Annotated in this window: 16 protein-coding genes; 8 read left to right on the forward strand and 8 right to left on the reverse strand. The window is 71.4% G+C overall.

Going from position 1 to position 17,317, the window contains the following annotated elements:
• Window positions 1-140: 140 nt before the first annotated feature.
• From J2744_RS02900 to J2744_RS02910, 3 genes are read right to left on the reverse strand one after another with little or no spacing between them, the layout of a single operon-like run.
• Window positions 141-836, reverse strand: coding sequence for a VTT domain-containing protein (locus tag J2744_RS02900; protein ID WP_209544270.1), 696 nt, complete (start codon window positions 834-836; stop codon window positions 141-143).
• 49 nt (window positions 837-885) lie between these two features.
• Complete coding sequence (locus J2744_RS02905) at window positions 886-1,413, reverse strand: hypothetical protein (RefSeq protein WP_209544272.1); 528 nt, start codon at window positions 1,411-1,413, stop codon at window positions 886-888.
• 46 nt (window positions 1,414-1,459) lie between these two features.
• Window positions 1,460-2,287 (reverse strand): NAD(+)/NADH kinase, encoded by an 828-nt coding sequence (locus J2744_RS02910; protein WP_209544274.1) that lies wholly within the window; start codon window positions 2,285-2,287, stop codon window positions 1,460-1,462.
• 173 nt (window positions 2,288-2,460) lie between these two features.
• Here J2744_RS02910 and J2744_RS02915 point away from each other — a divergent pair, with 173 nt between their 5' ends.
• Window positions 2,461-3,942, forward strand: a complete 1,482-nt coding sequence (locus tag J2744_RS02915) for a KaiC domain-containing protein (RefSeq protein ID WP_209544276.1) — start codon at window positions 2,461-2,463, stop codon at window positions 3,940-3,942.
• Window positions 3,943-4,007: 65 nt separating this feature from the next.
• On the forward strand, window positions 4,008-4,862 hold the full coding sequence (locus J2744_RS02920; RefSeq protein WP_209544285.1) for a mechanosensitive ion channel family protein: 855 nt from the start codon (window positions 4,008-4,010) through the stop codon (window positions 4,860-4,862).
• A gap of 47 nt (window positions 4,863-4,909) precedes the next feature.
• Here J2744_RS02920 and J2744_RS02925 read toward each other — a convergent pair whose 3' ends face one another.
• Entirely contained in the window at window positions 4,910-6,811 is a 1,902-nt protein-coding gene (locus tag J2744_RS02925; RefSeq protein WP_209544287.1) for a site-2 protease family protein, read from the reverse strand.
• A gap of 129 nt (window positions 6,812-6,940) precedes the next feature.
• Here J2744_RS02925 and J2744_RS02930 point away from each other — a divergent pair, with 129 nt between their 5' ends.
• On the forward strand, window positions 6,941-7,180 hold the full coding sequence (locus J2744_RS02930; RefSeq protein ID WP_209544289.1) for a hypothetical protein: 240 nt from the start codon (window positions 6,941-6,943) through the stop codon (window positions 7,178-7,180).
• A 34-nt stretch (window positions 7,181-7,214) separates the two neighbouring features.
• Here the strand turns inward: J2744_RS02930 and J2744_RS02935 are convergent, their stop codons facing one another.
• The 3 genes from J2744_RS02935 to J2744_RS02945 form a co-directional block, all read right to left on the reverse strand.
• A complete protein-coding gene (locus J2744_RS02935) occupies window positions 7,215-8,909 on the reverse strand; it encodes a methyl-accepting chemotaxis protein (protein ID WP_209544946.1) in 1,695 nt (564 codons plus the stop codon).
• Window positions 8,910-9,101: 192 nt separating this feature from the next.
• Window positions 9,102-10,085, reverse strand: a complete 984-nt coding sequence (locus tag J2744_RS02940) for a 5,10-methylenetetrahydromethanopterin reductase (protein ID WP_209544291.1) — start codon at window positions 10,083-10,085, stop codon at window positions 9,102-9,104.
• A 2-nt stretch (window positions 10,086-10,087) separates the two neighbouring features.
• Entirely contained in the window at window positions 10,088-10,843 is a 756-nt protein-coding gene (locus J2744_RS02945; RefSeq protein WP_209544293.1) for a coenzyme F420-0:L-glutamate ligase, read from the reverse strand.
• 473 nt (window positions 10,844-11,316) lie between these two features.
• Between J2744_RS02945 and J2744_RS02950 the strand changes: the two genes are divergently transcribed.
• Window positions 11,317-11,820, forward strand: a complete 504-nt coding sequence (locus J2744_RS02950; protein ID WP_209544295.1) for a DUF367 family protein — start codon at window positions 11,317-11,319, stop codon at window positions 11,818-11,820.
• 93 nt (window positions 11,821-11,913) lie between these two features.
• Window positions 11,914-12,387, forward strand: a complete 474-nt coding sequence (locus J2744_RS02955) for a redoxin domain-containing protein (RefSeq protein WP_209544297.1) — start codon at window positions 11,914-11,916, stop codon at window positions 12,385-12,387.
• 512 nt (window positions 12,388-12,899) lie between these two features.
• Here the strand turns inward: J2744_RS02955 and J2744_RS02960 are convergent.
• Window positions 12,900-13,262, reverse strand: a complete 363-nt coding sequence (locus tag J2744_RS02960) for a DUF5518 domain-containing protein (protein ID WP_209544300.1) — start codon at window positions 13,260-13,262, stop codon at window positions 12,900-12,902.
• 137 nt (window positions 13,263-13,399) lie between these two features.
• Here J2744_RS02960 and J2744_RS02965 point away from each other — a divergent pair, with 137 nt between their 5' ends.
• The 3 genes from J2744_RS02965 to J2744_RS02975 all read left to right on the forward strand — a co-directional run bounded on the left by J2744_RS02965 (window position 13,400) and on the right by J2744_RS02975 (window position 17,252).
• Window positions 13,400-15,814, forward strand: a complete 2,415-nt coding sequence (locus tag J2744_RS02965) for a heavy metal translocating P-type ATPase (protein ID WP_209544323.1) — start codon at window positions 13,400-13,402, stop codon at window positions 15,812-15,814.
• Between the two features lie 84 nt (window positions 15,815-15,898).
• Complete coding sequence (locus J2744_RS02970; RefSeq protein WP_209544325.1) at window positions 15,899-16,858, forward strand: hypothetical protein; 960 nt, start codon at window positions 15,899-15,901, stop codon at window positions 16,856-16,858.
• 94 nt (window positions 16,859-16,952) lie between these two features.
• Window positions 16,953-17,252 carry a hypothetical protein gene (locus J2744_RS02975; protein ID WP_209544327.1) on the forward strand — a complete coding sequence of 100 codons (300 nt, stop codon included), beginning with the start codon at window positions 16,953-16,955 and terminating at the stop codon, window positions 17,250-17,252.
• The last annotated feature ends 65 nt before the right edge of the window (window positions 17,253-17,317 follow it).

The raw sequence follows: 17,317 nt of genomic DNA on the forward strand, positions 1-17,317 counted from the left end.
TCCCGAGTCGAGGCACTCGTTCGCCGTCAGAGGCACACGACCCGCACGATCGCCCGCGAGACGACGCGTCCGGGCGGTCTTCGCTTTCCTCGATTCGTCGGCTGCCGACCGGTTCTCCCGGACACTCTTCGCACGGCGAGTCACGCCGACGCCGCCGACTCAGGTCGCACGAACGTCCGATAGAGCGGCCCGGCGAGCAGCAGCGCGCCGACCGCGGCCATACCGAGGATGACGGTCGGGTCGACGAGCGACCCGCCGCTCGCCGCGAGGCGGTCGAGCGAGACGCCGACCGCGACCCCGCAGAGGACCCACGGCAGCTCGCCGAGCGCGGTGCCGGTCAGGAACGGCCGAATTTTGACCCCCGCGGCCGCGGCTGCGACCGTCACCGCGTCGGAGGGGAGCGGCAGCAGGCGGGTTCCGGCCACGGCGCGCACGCTTCCGGACTCGGCCGCGAAGCGCTCGCCGGCGCGACAGAACCGGTCGGCGACACCCGGCTCCCCGTCGGTGCCGGAGCCGCCTCGGAGTCGGAGCCGCCCGGCCCGAGCGAGCGCGTACGGCGGGAGCGAGGTGCCGACCACGAGCGCGAGCGCGAACGGCGTCCCGACCCAGCCGAAGCCGAAGCCGACGGCGACGGCGAGCAGGGTCGTCGGCCACGCGAGAAGGGGTCTGACGGCCGCGAGCGCGACGACGGCGACCCCGAACCGCACCGGGTCGTCCGCGAGCCAGCGGAGCCGCGAGAGCGCCGCCTCGGGGGAGACCGCGAGCGCGAGCGCCGCCAGCGCGGCGACGACGACGCCCGCGACCGCGTACCGCCCGACCGTCGACCGACGATTCACGCCCTCGCGTCGGCGGGCGTCCGGTAAACGCTTTGTGGGTCGCTCGCCGTCACTCCTCGACGAACGCCTCGCGGAACGGCTCCGAGAGGTGTTCGCGCTGCCACGCCCCCACGGCCTCCTCGCCGAGCAGGCTCGCCCACGCGGTCAGGATACCCGCACACAGGACGACGCCGGGGACGACGTGCGCGGCGGCGTCGACGAACAGCGCCGGACGGAGGAGGAAGAACCCGACCCGGTCGGCGAGCGCGTCCCACGCCGGCCCGAAGACGGTCCAGCGGAACGCGAAGGGGACCACCGTCACCGTCGCGAGCGGGTACGCGAGGACGTCCGTCACCGGGCCGCCCTTCCCGCGGACGAACGCCAGCGCGTAGAACCCCCAGCAGGCCAGGGAGGCGAAAATGCCGGCGATCCGCTGCGGGCCGATCGGCTCCCCGTGGCCCAGCGCGGCCAGTCCGAAGAACGCCGCGGCCGCCCCGGCGTAGCCGACGAGACACGCGAGCGCCCCGCCGAGGAGGACGAGCGCGTGCTCGGTCCGCGACTGCCCTGCGAACGGCGCCAGCCCCAGCGGAACGTTCATGATCGGGGACTCCGGCCGGCCGCGGATTGAAGCTTGCGCGTCCGGCTCACGACAGCTTCCCGAGCGCCTCGAAGAAGTCGGAGGGCGGGCCGGCGACCCGTATCGGCGGCGCGGTCCGCTCGACGGTCACCTCCACCGGCCCGTCGAGCGCGGCGGTGTCGCGGCCGTCGCTGACGACGGTGGCGCCCGACTCGCCCGCGACCGAGACGGTGACGGTCGCGTCGGCGTCGACGACGAGTGGCGGCATCCCCTCCTCGGCGACCATCTCGTTGACGATCAGGCCGTCCACGTCCGGGTGGACGAGGGGGCCGCGCTCGGAGAGGTTGTACGCGGTCGACCCCGTCGGCGTGGCGACGAGGACGCCGTCGGCGTGACCGGCGCCGTACCGCGACCCGTCGACGCGCACCTCGTACTCGATCCCGCCGCCCGGACCGCGGCGGTCGCCCTGGACGACCACCTCGTTCGCCGCCGGCGTCGAGGTCCAGTCGCCCGCGCTGGCGGTGAGACGGGGGGCCTCTCGGACGTCCAGCCTGCCGTCGCGGAACGACCGTATCTCGGCGCGGAGCGAGGCGGCGGCGTCGGTCGGCGGGACGGCGTTGAGGAAGCCGACCTCGCCGAGGTTCACCCCGACGATCGGCGTGTCGCCGGCGTTGCGCGCGACGAACAGGAACGTCCCGTCGCCGCCGACGGCGACGACCAGGTCGCAGTCGTCGAACGCGTCGACCGGGCGGGCGTCGTCGCCGGCGTCGAGCGCCGCGGCGGTCTCCTCGTCGAGCCAGACGGCCTCGCCCGCGTCGACGACGACGTCCCTGAGCGTCGCCGCGAGCGACGCCGCCCGCTCGCTGCCCTTTCGCGCCACGATGCCCACTTCCATGCCGAACCCATCCCCGTCCCCGGGTAAAAGCGTGCGGACATCGGGCGACTGCGCCGGGAGTCATGGGAGGGCGGATCCGCCCGGTTCTCGGAAACTGAAACCTCGCCGGAAAGTTTCAAGCCGCTCGGCCGCGTTGCTCGGCGCATGTCGACTCCCTACGGGCGGCGGAAACGATGAGCGAGGAGGACGACTGGTTCGAGCGCGCGCTGCGCGAGACCGACGAGATGTCCGACGAGCGCCCGGCGGGTAGATCGGAGTCCGGCGACGACGGGGACCCGGAGTCGAAGGGTGTGGAAATCAGCGACGACAGCGCTGAAGTCGACGCCGACAGCGCGGAGGCCGACGCAGCCGACGCGGAACGCGAGTCCGACGACACCGAGAGCGGTCCCGACGACCCGGCGCGGGAAATCGGTATCGGGAGCGACGACGCGGACGGGAGCGACGACTCGGGGGGCGATCCGTTCGGCGGCGACGACGCGGACAGGACCGATGTCTTCGGCGGCGACGACGCGGACGAGACCGACATCTTCGGCGGCGACGACGCGGACGGGACCGATGTCTTCGGCGGCGACGACGCGGACGGGACCGACGTCTTCGGCCGCGACCACGTTGGAGCCGAGACGGATGCCGATCCCGAGAACGACGACCCGGCGAACGGCGGCGTACCGGCGGAGGCGTTCGGCGACGTCGACGCCGACGACACTGAGTTCGGTTCCTTCGGCGAGGAGGACCCGTTCGGCGGAAGCCGGAGCGGTGGGTCCGGCGGCAAGTCGGGCGGCGGCGGGTCACCGAGCGGTGGCGGCGCCGGCGCAGACGCCGGCAGCGACCCCTTCGGCGGCTACCGCGGCTCCGCGGGCGGGGGCGACGACGACTTCGGGTTCGGAGAGTTCGGTGGCGGCGACGCCGACGGTGGAGACGCGGCCGACTTCGACGTCGACCCCGACGAGTTCGAGTCGGCGATCGATCGGACCGACATCGGGATCGAAGGTCTCGACGACATGATCCTCGGCGGCGTTCCCAGCCGGTCGCTGCTGTCGGTCATCGGCGGCGCCGGGACCGGGAAGACGACGTTCGCGCTCCAGTTCCTCAACCACGCCCTCGAAGCGGGCGATAAGGGGATCTACATCACGCTCGAACAGACCAGCGAGTCCATCTTCGAGACGGCGACCGAGAAGGGGTGGTCGTTCCGCGAGCACGCCGACGAGGACCGCCTCGCGGTCGTCGCCATCGACCCCATCGAGATGGCGAACTCGCTGTCGTCGATCCGGAACGACCTCGTCCGGCTCATCGCCGAGTTCGACGCGGACCGGCTGGTGCTCGACTCCGTCTCCCTCTTGGAGATGATGTACGACCACCCCGCGAAGCGACGCTCGGAGGTGTTCGGGTTCACGCGCTCGCTGAAGGAGGCTGGCGTCACGACGCTGCTCACCTCCGAGGCGAGCGAGGAGACGCCGTACGCCTCCCGGCACGGGATCGTCGAGTACCTCACCGACGCGGTGTTCGTCCTCCAGTACGTCCGGGGGTCGGACTTCCGCGAGACCCGGCTGGCCGTCGAGATCCAGAAGATCCGCGACGCGAACCACTCCCGCGAGACGAAGCCGTACGACATCACGGACGCCGGTATCTCCGTGTACGACCAGGCGAACATCTTCTGACGCGTCGCGCGCCGACGCCCGCGGGACACGGCAACCTTCATTCCGCGTCCGCCGGTGGGTCGGGTATGACTGCGTCACAGGTCACCGCCGAACTGATCCCGAAGTACGTCGGCCTCCTCGCGCAGATCGCGGAGTTCCTCGTCGTCGCCGGCGCGCTGTACCTCCCCGGGAGGTACGTGGTCAGACCGATCGTCGGCTGGACGCTCGACCGCTGGGAGCTCGCACCGACCCTCGAACGGACCATCGAGAAGCTGCTCGGGACCGTCACCTTCGTTGCCGCGCTCGTCGTCGGCGCGTGGGCCGCGGGGTTCACCGGGTTCCTCGGCGGCTCGGCGCTCATCGTCGCCGCGCTCACGCTCGCGGTCGGGTTCGCGGCACAGGACGTGCTGTCGAACTTCGTCGCCGGCGTGTTCATCGTCCAGGACCGGAACTTCAACATCGACGACTGGATCGAGTGGGACGGCAACGCCGGCTTCATCGACGACATCGGCTTCCGCGTGACGCGGGTCCGCACGTTCGACAACGAGACGATCACGGTACCGAATACCGAACTCGCGACCGAGGCCGTGACGAACCGGATGAGCAACGACACGCTCCGCATCTCGACGACCTTCGGCATCGGCTACGCCGACGACATCGACGAGACGACCCGGATCCTGCTCGACGCGGCCGCCGAACACGACGACATCGTCGCCGACCCGGAGCCGTCGGTCCGCGTCGCCGGTCTCGCGGAGACGGCGATAGACCTCCAGGCCCGCTTCTGGATCGCCGACCCCGACCGCGAGGAGTTCTCGGTGACGCGCTCGGAGTACATCCGGACCGTGACGGAACGGTGTCGGGACGCGGGCATCGACCTCAGCACGACCAGCCAGCACGCGATCTCAGGCGATCTCACGGTCGAGGACGTCGGAGAAGCGTAAGCCAGCGGTGCGCCCACCTCGGCGCACCTGCGGCACGGGCCGCCGGCTCAGATCAGTCCGAGCGCGGTGAGGATCTGGTTCCCGAAGATCATCGCGATCAGCCCGGTCAACATCACGAGCCCGGACGAGACCGTGATCGTCCGCACCGCGGCGTGTCGGTCGCTGATCGGGACTCGGCTGATAACCGCCTCGGCGACCATCCGGAGGATGCGGCCGCCGTCGAGCGGGAACGCCGGCAGGCAGTTGAAAAGCGCCAGCTGGATGTTGATCCACCCCGACCAGAAGAGGAGGTTCGCCAGCAGGAACACGCCGCCGCCGAGCGCCGCGAGCGGCCCCTCGACGACGAAGAAGTTGGTCAACTCGCCGGTGAAGCCCGCGAAGTTGAACGGGAGCCCGAACAGGCTGCCGAGCGGGAGGATGAGCGCGACGAAGACGAGACCGAGCGGCGAGTCCGTGATCCCGCCGAGCGGGAGCCCGTCAGCGGCCTCCGCGCCGCCGTCGCCGCCGAGCAGTTCGAGGTACGCGCCCGCGGGGTACTCGGTGACGCCCACGTCGTCGAGCGCGAGCCCGCTCGTCCCGGGGAAGACGCTGACGCCGATGAACCCGCCGTCGCGGTTCGGGTGCGGGTCGAGTTCCACGTCGTAGCTGTCGCGCTCGCCGTCGCCGTCGTAGACGGTGACGGGGACGGTCTCGCCCGGCTCGCGCTCGCCGAGGACGGCCGAGAGCGCCTCGTTGTCGACGACGCGCTCGCCGTCGACCGAGACGACCGTCAGCGGCTCGCCCAGTTCCGCGCCCGCGTCGTGGAGCGGGCCGTCCTCTTGGACGCCGACGACGTACGCGCCGATCGGCGCGTCCGGGACGGTGACGGCGCCCTCGCCGTCGGCCGTTTCGACGCCCGTCGCGTTCTCCGCGCCGGGCGCGTCGCGGACCTGGTCGAGGACGCTCGCGTTGCCGGTCACCGTCAGCGTCGCGCGCTCGTCGTCGCCGACCGCGGCGTAGAAGTCGGACTCGGTCGCGACCGGCTCGCCGTTCACGGCCGCGATGGTCACCGGTTCCTCCTCGATGGTCACGCCGAGGGGGTTGCCGCCGGCGGAGCCGACCACCTGTAGCTCGCGGTCGACCGTCAGCGTCTCCCGCGTGTCGCCGTCGTCGACGGTGAGCGCGACAGAGTCGCCGGCGTCGGCGATCGCGGACTCGAACTCGCCGCTCGTCTCGACCGGGGTCCCCGCAACCTCGACGATCCGGTCGCCCTGCGAGATGTCGGCCGCGCCCGCCGGGGAGCCGGGGTTCACCTCGCCGACCGCGTAGCCCGCCGCGGGCGAGATGGCGCCGACGACGGGACCGAAGAGGAGCGCGAAGACGACGACCGTGAGCACCGTGTTCGCGGTGACGCCGGCCGCGAACATCCGGGCGCGGGCGCCGCGGGAGGCCTCCTGTGTCGCCTCCTCGTCGGGCTCGACGAACGCGCCGACCGGGAGCAGCGCGAAGAAGACGAGACCCATCGAGTCGATGTCGATGTCCTCGACCCGGCAGAGCAGGCCGTGCGCGCCCTCGTGGATCACCATCGCGCCGGCGAGTCCGGCGACGATTTCCGGCGCGACCGACAGCGGGAGGAAGTCGTTGACGCCGGGGATGATGAGGAAGTTCTGCGGCTGCTGGATCGCGGAGGGCTGCGCGTTCGTGAACGCCGACATCGCCGACGAGAGGATGAGCGCGAACGACGCCACCATCGCCACCAAGGCACCCCCCAGCCCGAGGTTGGCGACCGCGCGCCAGAACCGCTTCGGCGCCGCCAGCCGGCCGAGGAAGGCGCGGCCGCGGAGGGTCCGGAGGGTCAACACCGGTCCGGAGACCCTGACCGCGTCCGGGAGGATCCCCTCGTTCCGCAGCCACATCGCGACCGCGGAGTACGCGAGGATCCCCGTAAGCACCCAGAACAACGTGTTCATTAGCGGCGCCTTAGGTTCCGCCGTTCGTAAGGGGTTCGGTTCCGGGAACCCGTGTCCGGTCGTCGCCCGGGGCGGCGAGAGGCCGCCGCGAACTCAACACCCAAGTACCCCCCGGTCCAACCGTGGCCCATGATCGCGCTCATCGACTTCGTCTCCCGGGTGGTCGGCGACATCGGGCGGTTCGTCGACATCTTCCTGAACGACCTGATTCTCGGCGCGGGCGACCCGCTGTCGGCGCTGCTCGTCGTCGTCGGGCAGATCCTGCTCGTCGGCGCCGTCGCCGTGTTCGGGTACGCAGCGGTCGGCGCGCTGCTCGGGGAAATCGGCGTTGACTTCCCCTCGCTGGGCGGGCGCGGGCGCTCGGAGTAGCCGACGCGGTACCGCGGTTCGACCGCTCTCCTCCTCAGTCGTCGTCGCCCGTCGCCGACCGCGTTCCGGCGCCCGTCGCCGGATCCGGGTCGGTCGAACCCCCGACCGCGTCCGCGGTCCCTCCGTTTCCGTCCGGTACCTCGAACTCGTTGAGCCGCGCCAGTAGCTCGTCGGACTGATCCGAGAGGGTGTGAACCTGTCCCGTCACCTCGGAGACGGTCGCGGTCTGCTCCTCGGCCGCCGCCGCGACGGTCTCGGCCTCGGTGGCGGTCTGCTTGCTCACGGAGGCGACGCCGTCGACCATGTCGACGACCTCCTGGGTTGTGCGCGCCTGATCGTCGGTCGCATCGCTGATCTCCTGGACGGTCTCGTCGACCGTCGTCACGTCCTCGACGACCCCCTCGAACTCCCGCAGCGTCGACTCGATCGTCTCGACGCCCTCGGCGACCTGCGTCTCCATCGCCTCGGCGTCGGCCGCGGTCTCCGCGGAGGCGGTCTGGACCTCTTCGATGCGCCCGGAGATCTCCGCGGCGGACTCTCGCGTCTCCTCCGCGAGCGACTTCACCTCGTCCGCGACGACCGCGAACCCGTCGCCGGAGCCGTCGGCGCGCGCCGCCTCGATGGACGCGTTCAAGGCGAGCAGGTTGGTCTCCTCCGCTATCTCGTCTATCACGGCCGCGATCTCGTCGATCTCGCCGACCCGGTCGGCGAGGTCGGTGACCGCGGCCGCCGTCTCGCCGATCCGGGTCTCCAACGTCTCCAGTTCCGCGATCGCCTCGGCGGCCTCCTCGCGGCCGGAGCGACCGCGCTCGGCCGCGTCGCGGGCGGTCTCCGCCGCGTCGTCCGCGCTCGCCGCGATCTCCTCGACCGTCGCCGACAGCGTGTTCATCTCGCCGGCGATCGCCTCCAGCTCGTCGGTCTGTTCGGCCGCGCCGTCGGAGATCTCCTGGACCGAGCCGGCGACCTCGCCGCTCGCGTCGTCGACCTCGTCCATGCTGGCGCGCACGTCGTCCGCGGTGCCGGCCACGTCCGCGGTGAACGCGCCGACGTCGCCGAGCGTCTCGCCCAGCGTCGCGACGAGCCGGTTGTAGTTCTCGACGAGTTCGGCGTACCGCTGCTCGTCGGTCGCCAGCGCCTCCTCGTCGATGGTCGCGGTCAGGTCGCCGTCCTGCGCGCGCTCCGCGGCGTCGCCGAATGCGTCGACGAGCGCCTCAAGCTCGGTGGTGTAGGCGGCGAGGTTCTCGGCCATCTCGTCGAGCGACTCGCCGAAGGAGCCGGGGACCTCCTCGTCGAGCGCCGGGTCGTCGAACTCCTGGGCCGCGAGCGCCTCGGCCTGCGCGGAGACGGTGGTGAGGTAGCCGTGGACCTCGCCGAACGCACCGACGAGACTCCCGATCTCGTCGGGTTGGGAGGGGTCGAGCGCGCTCGCAGCGTCGCCCGGCGCGTTCGCCCCGCCGTCCCAGTTCCCCCCGTCAATCTCCCCCGCGGCGATCGCTTCCGCCTCGCGCTCCAACGCCCGAATCGGGCCGGAGAAGTCGCGCCGGACGATGAGCAGCGTGTTGTAGATGGCGACGACGGCCCCGAGGAACAGGGTCCCGGAGACCACGTACGCGGCGGTCCCGGAGACGAGAAACTGGGTGAGGAAGATGCCGACGGTGACGAGGAACTGGATCCCGACCGCCGTGACGACCTTTCGCTCTATCGACTCCGTGACGCCGAGCGCGTCCATCGTCCGCCACAGGAGGGCCTCGTACCGCCCGCGTATCCCCGGGCGGCGCTGTCGTGTCGTGGACATGTTCGGACCTCGACGAGAACGGGTTATGAAGGTCCCGCCGAGGTTATCACGAGCGATTCTCGATTGTCACCGGCTGAGAATCCGACCGGGGGAGGCGTCGGAGTCGGAGGCCGCCCGGGTGCGGCCTCAGAAGCGGTCGCCGACCGCGTCGGCCGCGAGGTCGACGGCGGTCTCCAGATCCGGGCCGAGCGGCGAGCCGACGACGAGTCCGTCGGCGTGGTCGGCGACGGCGGCGGCGCGCTCGCGGACGGTCTCGGGGGTGCCCGCCATACAGAACGCGTCGATCATCTCCGGCGTCACGCGCTCGAAGGCGGCCGAGAACTCGCCGGCGGAGACGCGCTCGCCGATTTCCGTCGCCGCGTCCGGGTCGATCCCGTGACGCTTCAGGACGGGGGGGGCCGCGCCCGCGGTGATAAATGCGACCGGCGGGCGGGCGGCCTCGCGGGCCGCGGCCTGGTCCTCGGCGACCGAGACGGCGGCGTAGGCGATGAGGTCGAACTCGCCGCGGCCGTCGGGCCTGTCCTCCAGCCCGTCGTCGACCTGCTCGCGGGCCCACGCGAGGTCCTTCGGATGCGAGCCGTTGAACAGCAGGCCGTCGGCGTGTTTCGCGGCCATCCGGCACATGTGCGGTCCCTCGCCGCCGACGTGGACCGGAATATCGGCTCCCTGCGGCGGCTCGTAGTTGAGTCCCGCGTCCGTCGCGTCGAAGGCGCCCTCGTGGTCGACGCGCTCGCCGGCCCACAGCTTCTGGGCGGTCTTGAACGCCTCCAGCACGGGGCGGAGGCCGCGCTCGTCCGCGAGTCCGAGGTTCGCCAGCGTCGAGGGGTCGCCGGGACCGATCCCGAAGACGGCGCGGCCCCCCGACAGTTCGTCGAGGGTGGCGACCTTCGAGGCGAGCGTCACGGGGTGGGTCTCGTAGGGGTTCGCGACGCCCGGGCCGAGCCGGACCGACTCCGTGGCGGCCGCGAGCCGCGAGAGGAACGCCCACGGGTCGCGGTTGTTGTAGTGGCACGTCGAGTAGACGGCGTCGTAGCCGGCCGCCTCGGCGCGGACGCCGAGGTCGACGAGGCGGGACAACTCGTGTTCGGGGGTGAGTTCGATGCCGAGCATGGTTACTCCTGAAACTCCCACTTCCGCAGGGCCTGCCGGACGAAGTCGCCCTCGACCTCGCGGAAGTGATTGTCCGAGCCGTCGTGGTCGCCAAACGTCCAGTCGCGGACGACGACGACCGGGGTGCCCCCGTCGCCCTCGCCGGCGACGAGGTTGGCGGCCGCGGCGAGTTCGTCGATCACGTTCTGGACGGTGACGCCCATCTCGCGGCCGTCGCGGTCGCGCTCGCCGCGCCAGTCGCGGCTGGCGGGCAGCCCGGCCCAGCCGATCGCGACCCCGCGCTGCCCGTGGCGGAACGGGCGCCCGCAGGTGTCGCTGACGACGACTCGGTCGGCGGCGACCCCCTCGCGGATCCGTGCCGCGCTCTCCGAGGGGCGCTCCGGGAGCAACAGCAGGTCGCCGTCGGGGACGTTCGACCGGTCTATCCCGGCGTTGACGCCGATGTGCCCGAATCGGGTCGCGGTGAGGAGGAACGGCGCTTCCGTGATCAGCTCCGTCGACTCCTCGATGACGGCCTGCGCGAAGCGCGGGTCCTTCTCCTCGCCCACGACCTCCGCGAGGCGGTCTGCGACCGCCTCCGCCCGCTCGCTCGCCGGGAAGTCGTCGAGGTCGAAGACGCGGCCCTCCGCCTTCGAGACGACCGTGCTGGCGACGACGACCACGTCGTCCTCGCGGAGGTCGACGCGCTCGTCGATCATGGCCGCGAGGTCGTCGCCCTCCCGGATCTCCGGGAGGTCCGGAACCGCGAACAGCTCCATACGAACGCCTGCGCGGCGACGAGGAAAAACCCCGCCGGTACCGGGCCGGTTTGACGGTATCGGGGCCGAGGGGCGGAACGTGGAGCGTGCGACCGAGACGGCGGCGATCGCTTATAAAGCGAACTGCGGTGGCGCGCGCCTCAGAGCGCCCGGTAGGGCGCGAGGAGCGCGTGCGAGGGAGTCGGCCGACCGAAGCGAAGCGGAGGGAGGCCGACGAGGCTGGGGAGGCGTGAGGCTGCGGTGCGGGGCGGGACTCAAAGGGGCAGTCGGCTCCGGGAAGACGGCCGAAGTAAGCACCGCAGCGAACGGAGTGAGCGAGGAGCGCAACGAGGCCCTCGACCGGAGCCGACTGCCCCTTTGTAGGGAGTAATCCGCAGCTCGCAGTCAGTTGCGTATAAGTAAGCGGCTGGGGCTTTGGCGGTGTTCACCGTTGCTCCGCACCCCTTATAACCCAAACCACCAATCCCGTACTTGTGGACCTTCACGTCCGGTACGAGGGCGACGACGACCCGGATAAGTGCACGGCCCGGAAGCTCGCGCGGTTCGACCTCGCGGAGCTTCACCGCTCGGACCGCGCCACGCCGTACGGGGTCGTGCTCAACCCCCACGCGGAGCGCGCGCTCTCGCCGGCGGACGCCGACCTCGCACGCGAGAACGCCCTGGTCGCGCTCGACTGTTCGTGGGAGTCGGCCGGCGAGAAGATGTTCAGCCTCCCGGGCGAACACCGCGCGCTCCCGTACCTCGTCGCCGGCAACCCGGTGAACTTCGGGCGGCCGATGCGACTGACGACGGTCGAGGCGTTCGCCGCGGCGCTGATCGTCCTCGGCGAGCGCGACCACGCCGAGCGGGTCCTCTCGAAGTTCACGTGGGGCGAGACGTTCCTCGAACTCAACGCGGAGCCGCTCCGGCGGTACGCCGACTGCGAGGACTCCGCGGAGATCGTCGCGATCCAGCAGGAGTACCTCGACCGGGAGTAACCGCCAGAAGCCTCCGAAACGCCCCCGTGCCGGATCCGGCACCGAACGGGGTCGCGACAAGCCTTTTGCCTGAATCGACCGTACCGAGAAGCGATGGTATCCACAGGCGACGCCGCACCGGCGTTCACCGCGACGGTCGGCACGAGCGACCACGAGCCGTTCGACCTCGACGACCACATCGGCGACGGGCCGGTCGTGCTCGCGTTCTTCCCCGGCGCGTTCACGCCGCCGTGTACGAACGAGATGATCGCGTTCCAAGAGCGCGCCGACGCGTTCGCGGACGCCGGTGCGACGCTGTTCGGGATCAGCGCCGACTCGCCGTTCTCGCAGGGCGCGTTCCGCGAGGAACACGGGATCGAGTTCGACCTCGTGAGCGACATGGCCGGCGACGCGATCCGGGCGTACGGTCTCGAGATCGACATCGCCGACCTCGGGCTTCACGGGATCGCGAACCGCGCCGTGTTCGTCATCGACGACGACGGGCAGATCGTCTACGACTGGGTCGCCGACGACCCGACGAACGAACCGGAGTACGAGGCGGTCCTCGACGCCGTCGAGAGCGCTTAAATATCGGTTTATTTCGGAGAGTCCGGTTTCGTTGCCGTTCCGTCCCGCTTTTTATAAATGGTGGATGCGATCGTAGTGACGGATCCCTCCAAAGCCCCAGTCGCTCGGCTGTACGTAGGTGTCTGCTGATCGACGACGAATCCCTCCAAAGCCCCAGTCGCTCGGCTGTACGTAGGTGTCTGCTGATCGACGACGAATCCCTCCAAAGCCCCAGTCGCGAGGCGGGCGCACGCTCGTTGCGCTCCTCGGTCGCTCACTTCGTTCGCTCCCTGCGGTGCTTACATCGCCTGCGCCCGCCTCGCGACTGCCCCTTTGAGTCCCACCCGACCGCGACCGCACCGCAGCCTCACGCCTCCCCAGCCTCGTCGGCCTCCCTCCGCTTCGCTCCGGTCGGCCGACTCCCTCGCACGCGCTGCCTCGCGGCCGCCTGTGGCGGCCGCTCGCAGGCGCGCGCCAGTAACGAAGCCTGCTCTTTTCGATTCCTCAAAACCGACACTCTCGAAAAGCGGCGTTTACTCTCCGACCACGCCGCCGATGGCCCCCGCGAGCGCGGAGTCGACCGCGAACAGCAGCGTCAGGAACAGCCCGACGACCAACACGCCGGCGCCGCCGAGCAGGCTCCCGAGCGGCCCGCCGACCAGTCCGACGAGGCTCCCGAACGCGGCGAGCGCGAGGGTGATAACGATCCCGCTCACCGACCCCGCCAGCAGGCCGTGCCAGAACCCGGAGAGCAGGCCGCCGCCGGCGAGGTAGCCCGCGACGAACCCGCCGACCAGCCCGGCGGCCGCGTGCCCCACGACCGGAACGGCCATTGCCAAGGCGCCGGCGATCAGCATCACCACGAACCCGTAGCCGACGGCGCGCCAGTCTGTCATGCGCCGAGGTAGCCGTCCCGCGGATAAATACTCGCGGATTATTTGCTATTCCATATCCTATTTTTAATAATCTCTTATAAATTGGACGGTGAGAATGGCAGTTGGATTAATAACTGTGCGGCCGATAGGGACTGATAATGAGCGACTCACGCGAATCGAACGGCCCCGACGACGGGGCAACGGATCCGCCCGCCCCCGGGGGACCTGACAACCCCGACGGCGCGGAACTCCGGCTCGCGGTGCCGGACATGGACTGCTCGTCGTGCGCGGGGAAAGTCGAGGGCGCGCTCGACCGCGAGGGCGTCCTCTCGGTCGACACGCGGCCGACCACGGGCGTCGTCGTCCTCACCTACGACCCCGACCGGACCGACGTCGAGGCGCTGACGGCGGCCGTCGAGGGGGCCGGCTACGCGGTCGCGGACGCGGAGTCCGACGGCGTCGCCGACGATCTGTTCACGAGTCCCCGCGCCGTCGGCACCGCGGTCGGCGGCGCCTTCCTCGCGGTCGGTCTCGTCCTGGAGTGGCTGCTCCCGGGGCTCGACCCGACGTTCGCCACCCTCGGCGGGATCGGCTTCCTCGGCCCGTGGGCCGTCACCGGCGCGTCGGTCGCGTACCTGCTGGCGGTCGCCGTCGCCGGCCCGCCGATCCTCCGGAACGGGTTCTACTCGCTGCGGGGTCTGAGCCTCGACATCGACCTGCTGATGAGCGTGGGCGTCGTCGCCGCGCTGCTCGTCGACCTCCCGTTCGAGGCGGCGACGCTCGCGGTGCTGTTCTCGGTCGCCGAGCTGCTCGAGCGCTACTCCATCGACCGGGCGCGCACCTCCCTCCGCGAGCTGATGGAGCTGTCGCCCGACGAGGCGGTCGTGATCCGCGACGGCGACGAGGAGACGGTGCCCGCCGAGAGCGTCGCGACCGGCGAGCGGCTGGCGGTGCGCCCCGGCGAGCGCGTCCCCCTCGACGGCGTCGTCCGCGAGGGGTCGGGCGCGGTCGACGAGTCGCCGATCACCGGCGAGTCCGTCCCCGCGGAGAAGGAACCGGGCGACGAGGTGTACGCCGGCTCGATCAACGAGGCCGGCTACCTCGAGATCGAGTCCACCGCGACCGCGAGCGAGTCGACCATCGCGCGGGTCGTCGAACTCGTCGAGGCCGCTAACGGCGAGGAGACGCGCGCCGAGCGGTTCGTCGACCGCTTCGCGGCGGTCTACACCCCGGTCGTCGTCGTGGGGGCGATCGCCACCGCCGCGCTCGGGCCGGTCCTCGTCGGCGGCGGCGCGGAGACGTGGTTCGTCCGCGGACTCACGCTGCTCGTCGTCGCGTGCCCGTGCGCGTTCGTCATCTCGACGCCCGTCAGCGTCGTCTCCGGCGTGACCGCGGCCGCCCGCAACGGCGTCCTTATCAAGGGCGGCGAGCACTTGGAGGCCGCGGGCGACGTCGATGCCGTCGCGCTCGACAAGACGGGGACGCTCACCCGCGGCGAGCTGTCGGTGACCGACGTGGTCCCCCTCGGCGACCGCGACGCCGACGACGTGCTCGCGTGCGCGACCGCCATCGAGCGGCGGAGCGAGCATCCCGTCGCGGCGGCGATCGTCGAACGCGGCGAGGAGACCGGTGCCGACCCCGACGACGAGGACGCGACCGACGACGAGACCGAGGTCACCGGTTTCGAGGCGCTGACCGGCGAGGGCGTCCGCGCCGACCTCGACGGCGAGACCCACTACGCCGGGAAACCCTCGCTGTTCGAGGAGCTCGGATTCGACCTGAGCCACGCCCACGTCCGCTCTGACGGCGGTGTGGTCCGGGAACGGGACGGCGACTCGAAGGCCGCCGCCGAACCCGAACCCTGCGACCACGGTCAGTACCTCGACTTAGCGAGCGAGACGATCCCGCGGCTCCAGGCCGAGGGGAAGACGGTCGTCCTCGTGGGGACCGAGACGGAACTGGAGGGCGTCGTCGCGGTCGCGGACACCGTCCGTCCGGAGGCGGCGTGGGTCGTCGACCGGCTCCACGAGCTCGGGATCGAGCGCGTCGCGATGCTCACCGGCGACAACGAGCGGACCGCCCGGGCGATCGGCGACCGCGTCGGCGTCGACGAGGTCCGCGCGGAACTGCTCCCGGACGAGAAGGTCGCGGCGGTGCGCGAACTCGCGGCCGAGACGGAGGGGGGCGTGGCGATGGTCGGCGACGGGATCAACGACGCGCCGGCGCTGGCGGCCGCGGACGTCGGGATCGCCATGGGCGCCGCCGGCACCGACACCGCCATCGAGACCGCCGACGTGGCGCTGATGGCCGACGACCTGACGCGGCTCCCGTACGTGGTCGACCTCTCCTCGCGCGCGAGCACGACGATCCGGACGAACATCGGCGCCTCGCTCGCCGTGAAGGCGGTGCTCGCCGCCGGGGCCCCGCTCGGCTACGTGAGCGTCGCGATGGCCGTGGTCGTCGGCGACATGGGGATGAGCCTCGGCGTCACCGGGAACGCGCTCCGGCTCGGCAACGTCGAGCCGGCGGAGCCGCCGGAGGCGGGCGCGGAATCCGACGAGTCGAGCGCGTAGCGGGGGTGAGGCGGTCGACCTCGAGGGGCGATTGATTCTAATCGGCCTCACTCTTTTTACCGGACCGGCGGTAACTCGGCTCGTATGCCCTCCGAGAGCGGAACCGCTACCGCGACCGCGGACACCGTCGACCCCGCCGAGCGCGAGGCGACCGACGGCGTCGACGAGCCCCGCGACCCCGAGCGCGACGCGATCGAGTGGGGACCGGTCCGGCACGACCGGCTTCGGTCGTTCGCCGCCGGTGCGACGGCCGGGATCGTCGGCGCGGTCCTCGTCGGATTCGTCGCCGTCGCCGCCGCGATGGTCCCGCGGGTCGCGGCCGGGGAGATCACGCTGCCGAGCGTCGGTCTCGGCGCGGGGATCGTCGCCGCCGGAGTCGCGGTCGCGCTCGCCGTGACCATCGCACCCGCCCTGTCCCTCTGGTACCGCGAGACCTCCGTCGACGAGCTGACCACCGCTCGGCTGCGCGAGGCCGCCGGCGCGCTCAGTCCCGGCTGGACGCTCGCCGGGTTCGGTGCCGTCCTCGCGGCGGCGTTGGCGTTACCGAGCGATTTGCTCCCCGCCTTCTGGCCGCTGTTCTGGCTCGTCTGGTTCGTACCGGCCGTCGTCCAGTCGAACGGGCGGGTCGTGCGGGTCGACCCGACCGAGTCGGCCGTCGAGCGGACGTATCCGAGCCAGGATCGGACTCGGAGCGACGACCTCGGATCCGTGATCCGAACGCGACGGATCGACCTCCCGTGGACGACGCTGTTCCTGCTCGCGTACCGGGGGAACGCGTGGTACCGGTCGACGCCGTGGCTGTTCGTCCCCGTCGATCGGGCCGACGAGGTCGAGTCGACCCTCGACGCGGTGCTGGCGGAAAGCGACGGCCCGGACCGCGCGAGCGTTCCCGAGCGACTCACCCTCGCGACCGTGGGGTCGTTCTCGCTGGTCGTCGGTCTCCTGATGGCCGTCGCGGCCGGCGAGGGGGCGGGCGGACTGGCGCTGGCGCTACTTACGGCACCGTTCTCCCTGCTGTTCCTCGCGCTGGCCGCGCGGCTGTGAGCCGGCCGTTCCCCCGGATCGCGGTCACTCCGCGACACCGGACGTGACACCCCCTACCACGCGACTCAAATACCCACGTCCCCTATACACGGGCATGGACAGACAGCGTCTGGAACGCGCGCTCGACGACGAGTTCGGCGGGACCGAGTCCGAGCGGCGCGCCGTCTCGCGGGCGGCCCGCGACCTCGTCGACTCCGGACGGCCCTCCGAGGACCGCGGCCAGGGACTGACCGTGACGGGGGTGATCGGGCACTTGGAGGACGCCCCGGACGGCTCCTCGCTGGTGGAGCGGTGGAACTGGTGGATGGGCGCGCTCGACGCCGCCTACGGCGGCTACGACTACTTCACGGTGCGGTTCGTCGAGGACGACGAGGCGACCGGTCTCCGCCGATAGGGTAGACCGATCGAACTTCGACCGCAGTCGGGTTCCGAACCACCCTCAGCGACGTGGAGCCGTCT

Origin of the sequence: Halorubrum trapanicum (assembly GCF_017873555.1) — an archaeon.
Lineage (GTDB): Archaea > Halobacteriota > Halobacteria > Halobacteriales > Haloferacaceae > Halorubrum > Halorubrum trapanicum.

Excerpts from the sequence above, each read along its gene's own strand:
- J2744_RS02915 (WP_209544276.1), top strand. The coding sequence starts at position 2,461 with ATGAGCGAGGAGGACGACTGGTTCGAGCGCGCGCTGCGCGAGACCGAC.
- J2744_RS02970 (WP_209544325.1), top strand. The coding sequence starts at position 15,899 with ATGCCCTCCGAGAGCGGAACCGCTACCGCGACCGCGGACACCGTCGAC.
- J2744_RS02920 (WP_209544285.1), top strand. The coding sequence starts at position 4,008 with ATGACTGCGTCACAGGTCACCGCCGAACTGATCCCGAAGTACGTCGGC.
- J2744_RS02955 (WP_209544297.1), top strand. The coding sequence starts at position 11,914 with ATGGTATCCACAGGCGACGCCGCACCGGCGTTCACCGCGACGGTCGGC.
- J2744_RS02925 (WP_209544287.1), bottom strand. The coding sequence starts at position 6,811 with ATGAACACGTTGTTCTGGGTGCTTACGGGGATCCTCGCGTACTCCGCG.
- J2744_RS02910 (WP_209544274.1), bottom strand. The coding sequence starts at position 2,287 with ATGGAAGTGGGCATCGTGGCGCGAAAGGGCAGCGAGCGGGCGGCGTCG.
- J2744_RS02960 (WP_209544300.1), bottom strand. The coding sequence starts at position 13,262 with ATGACAGACTGGCGCGCCGTCGGCTACGGGTTCGTGGTGATGCTGATC.
- J2744_RS02965 (WP_209544323.1), top strand. The coding sequence starts at position 13,400 with ATGAGCGACTCACGCGAATCGAACGGCCCCGACGACGGGGCAACGGAT.
- J2744_RS02930 (WP_209544289.1), top strand. The coding sequence starts at position 6,941 with ATGATCGCGCTCATCGACTTCGTCTCCCGGGTGGTCGGCGACATCGGG.
- J2744_RS02905 (WP_209544272.1), bottom strand. The coding sequence starts at position 1,413 with ATGAACGTTCCGCTGGGGCTGGCGCCGTTCGCAGGGCAGTCGCGGACC.
- J2744_RS02975 (WP_209544327.1), top strand. The coding sequence starts at position 16,953 with ATGGACAGACAGCGTCTGGAACGCGCGCTCGACGACGAGTTCGGCGGG.
- J2744_RS02940 (WP_209544291.1), bottom strand. The coding sequence starts at position 10,085 with ATGCTCGGCATCGAACTCACCCCCGAACACGAGTTGTCCCGCCTCGTC.
- J2744_RS02935 (WP_209544946.1), bottom strand. The coding sequence starts at position 8,909 with ATGGACGCGCTCGGCGTCACGGAGTCGATAGAGCGAAAGGTCGTCACG.
- J2744_RS02945 (WP_209544293.1), bottom strand. The coding sequence starts at position 10,843 with ATGGAGCTGTTCGCGGTTCCGGACCTCCCGGAGATCCGGGAGGGCGAC.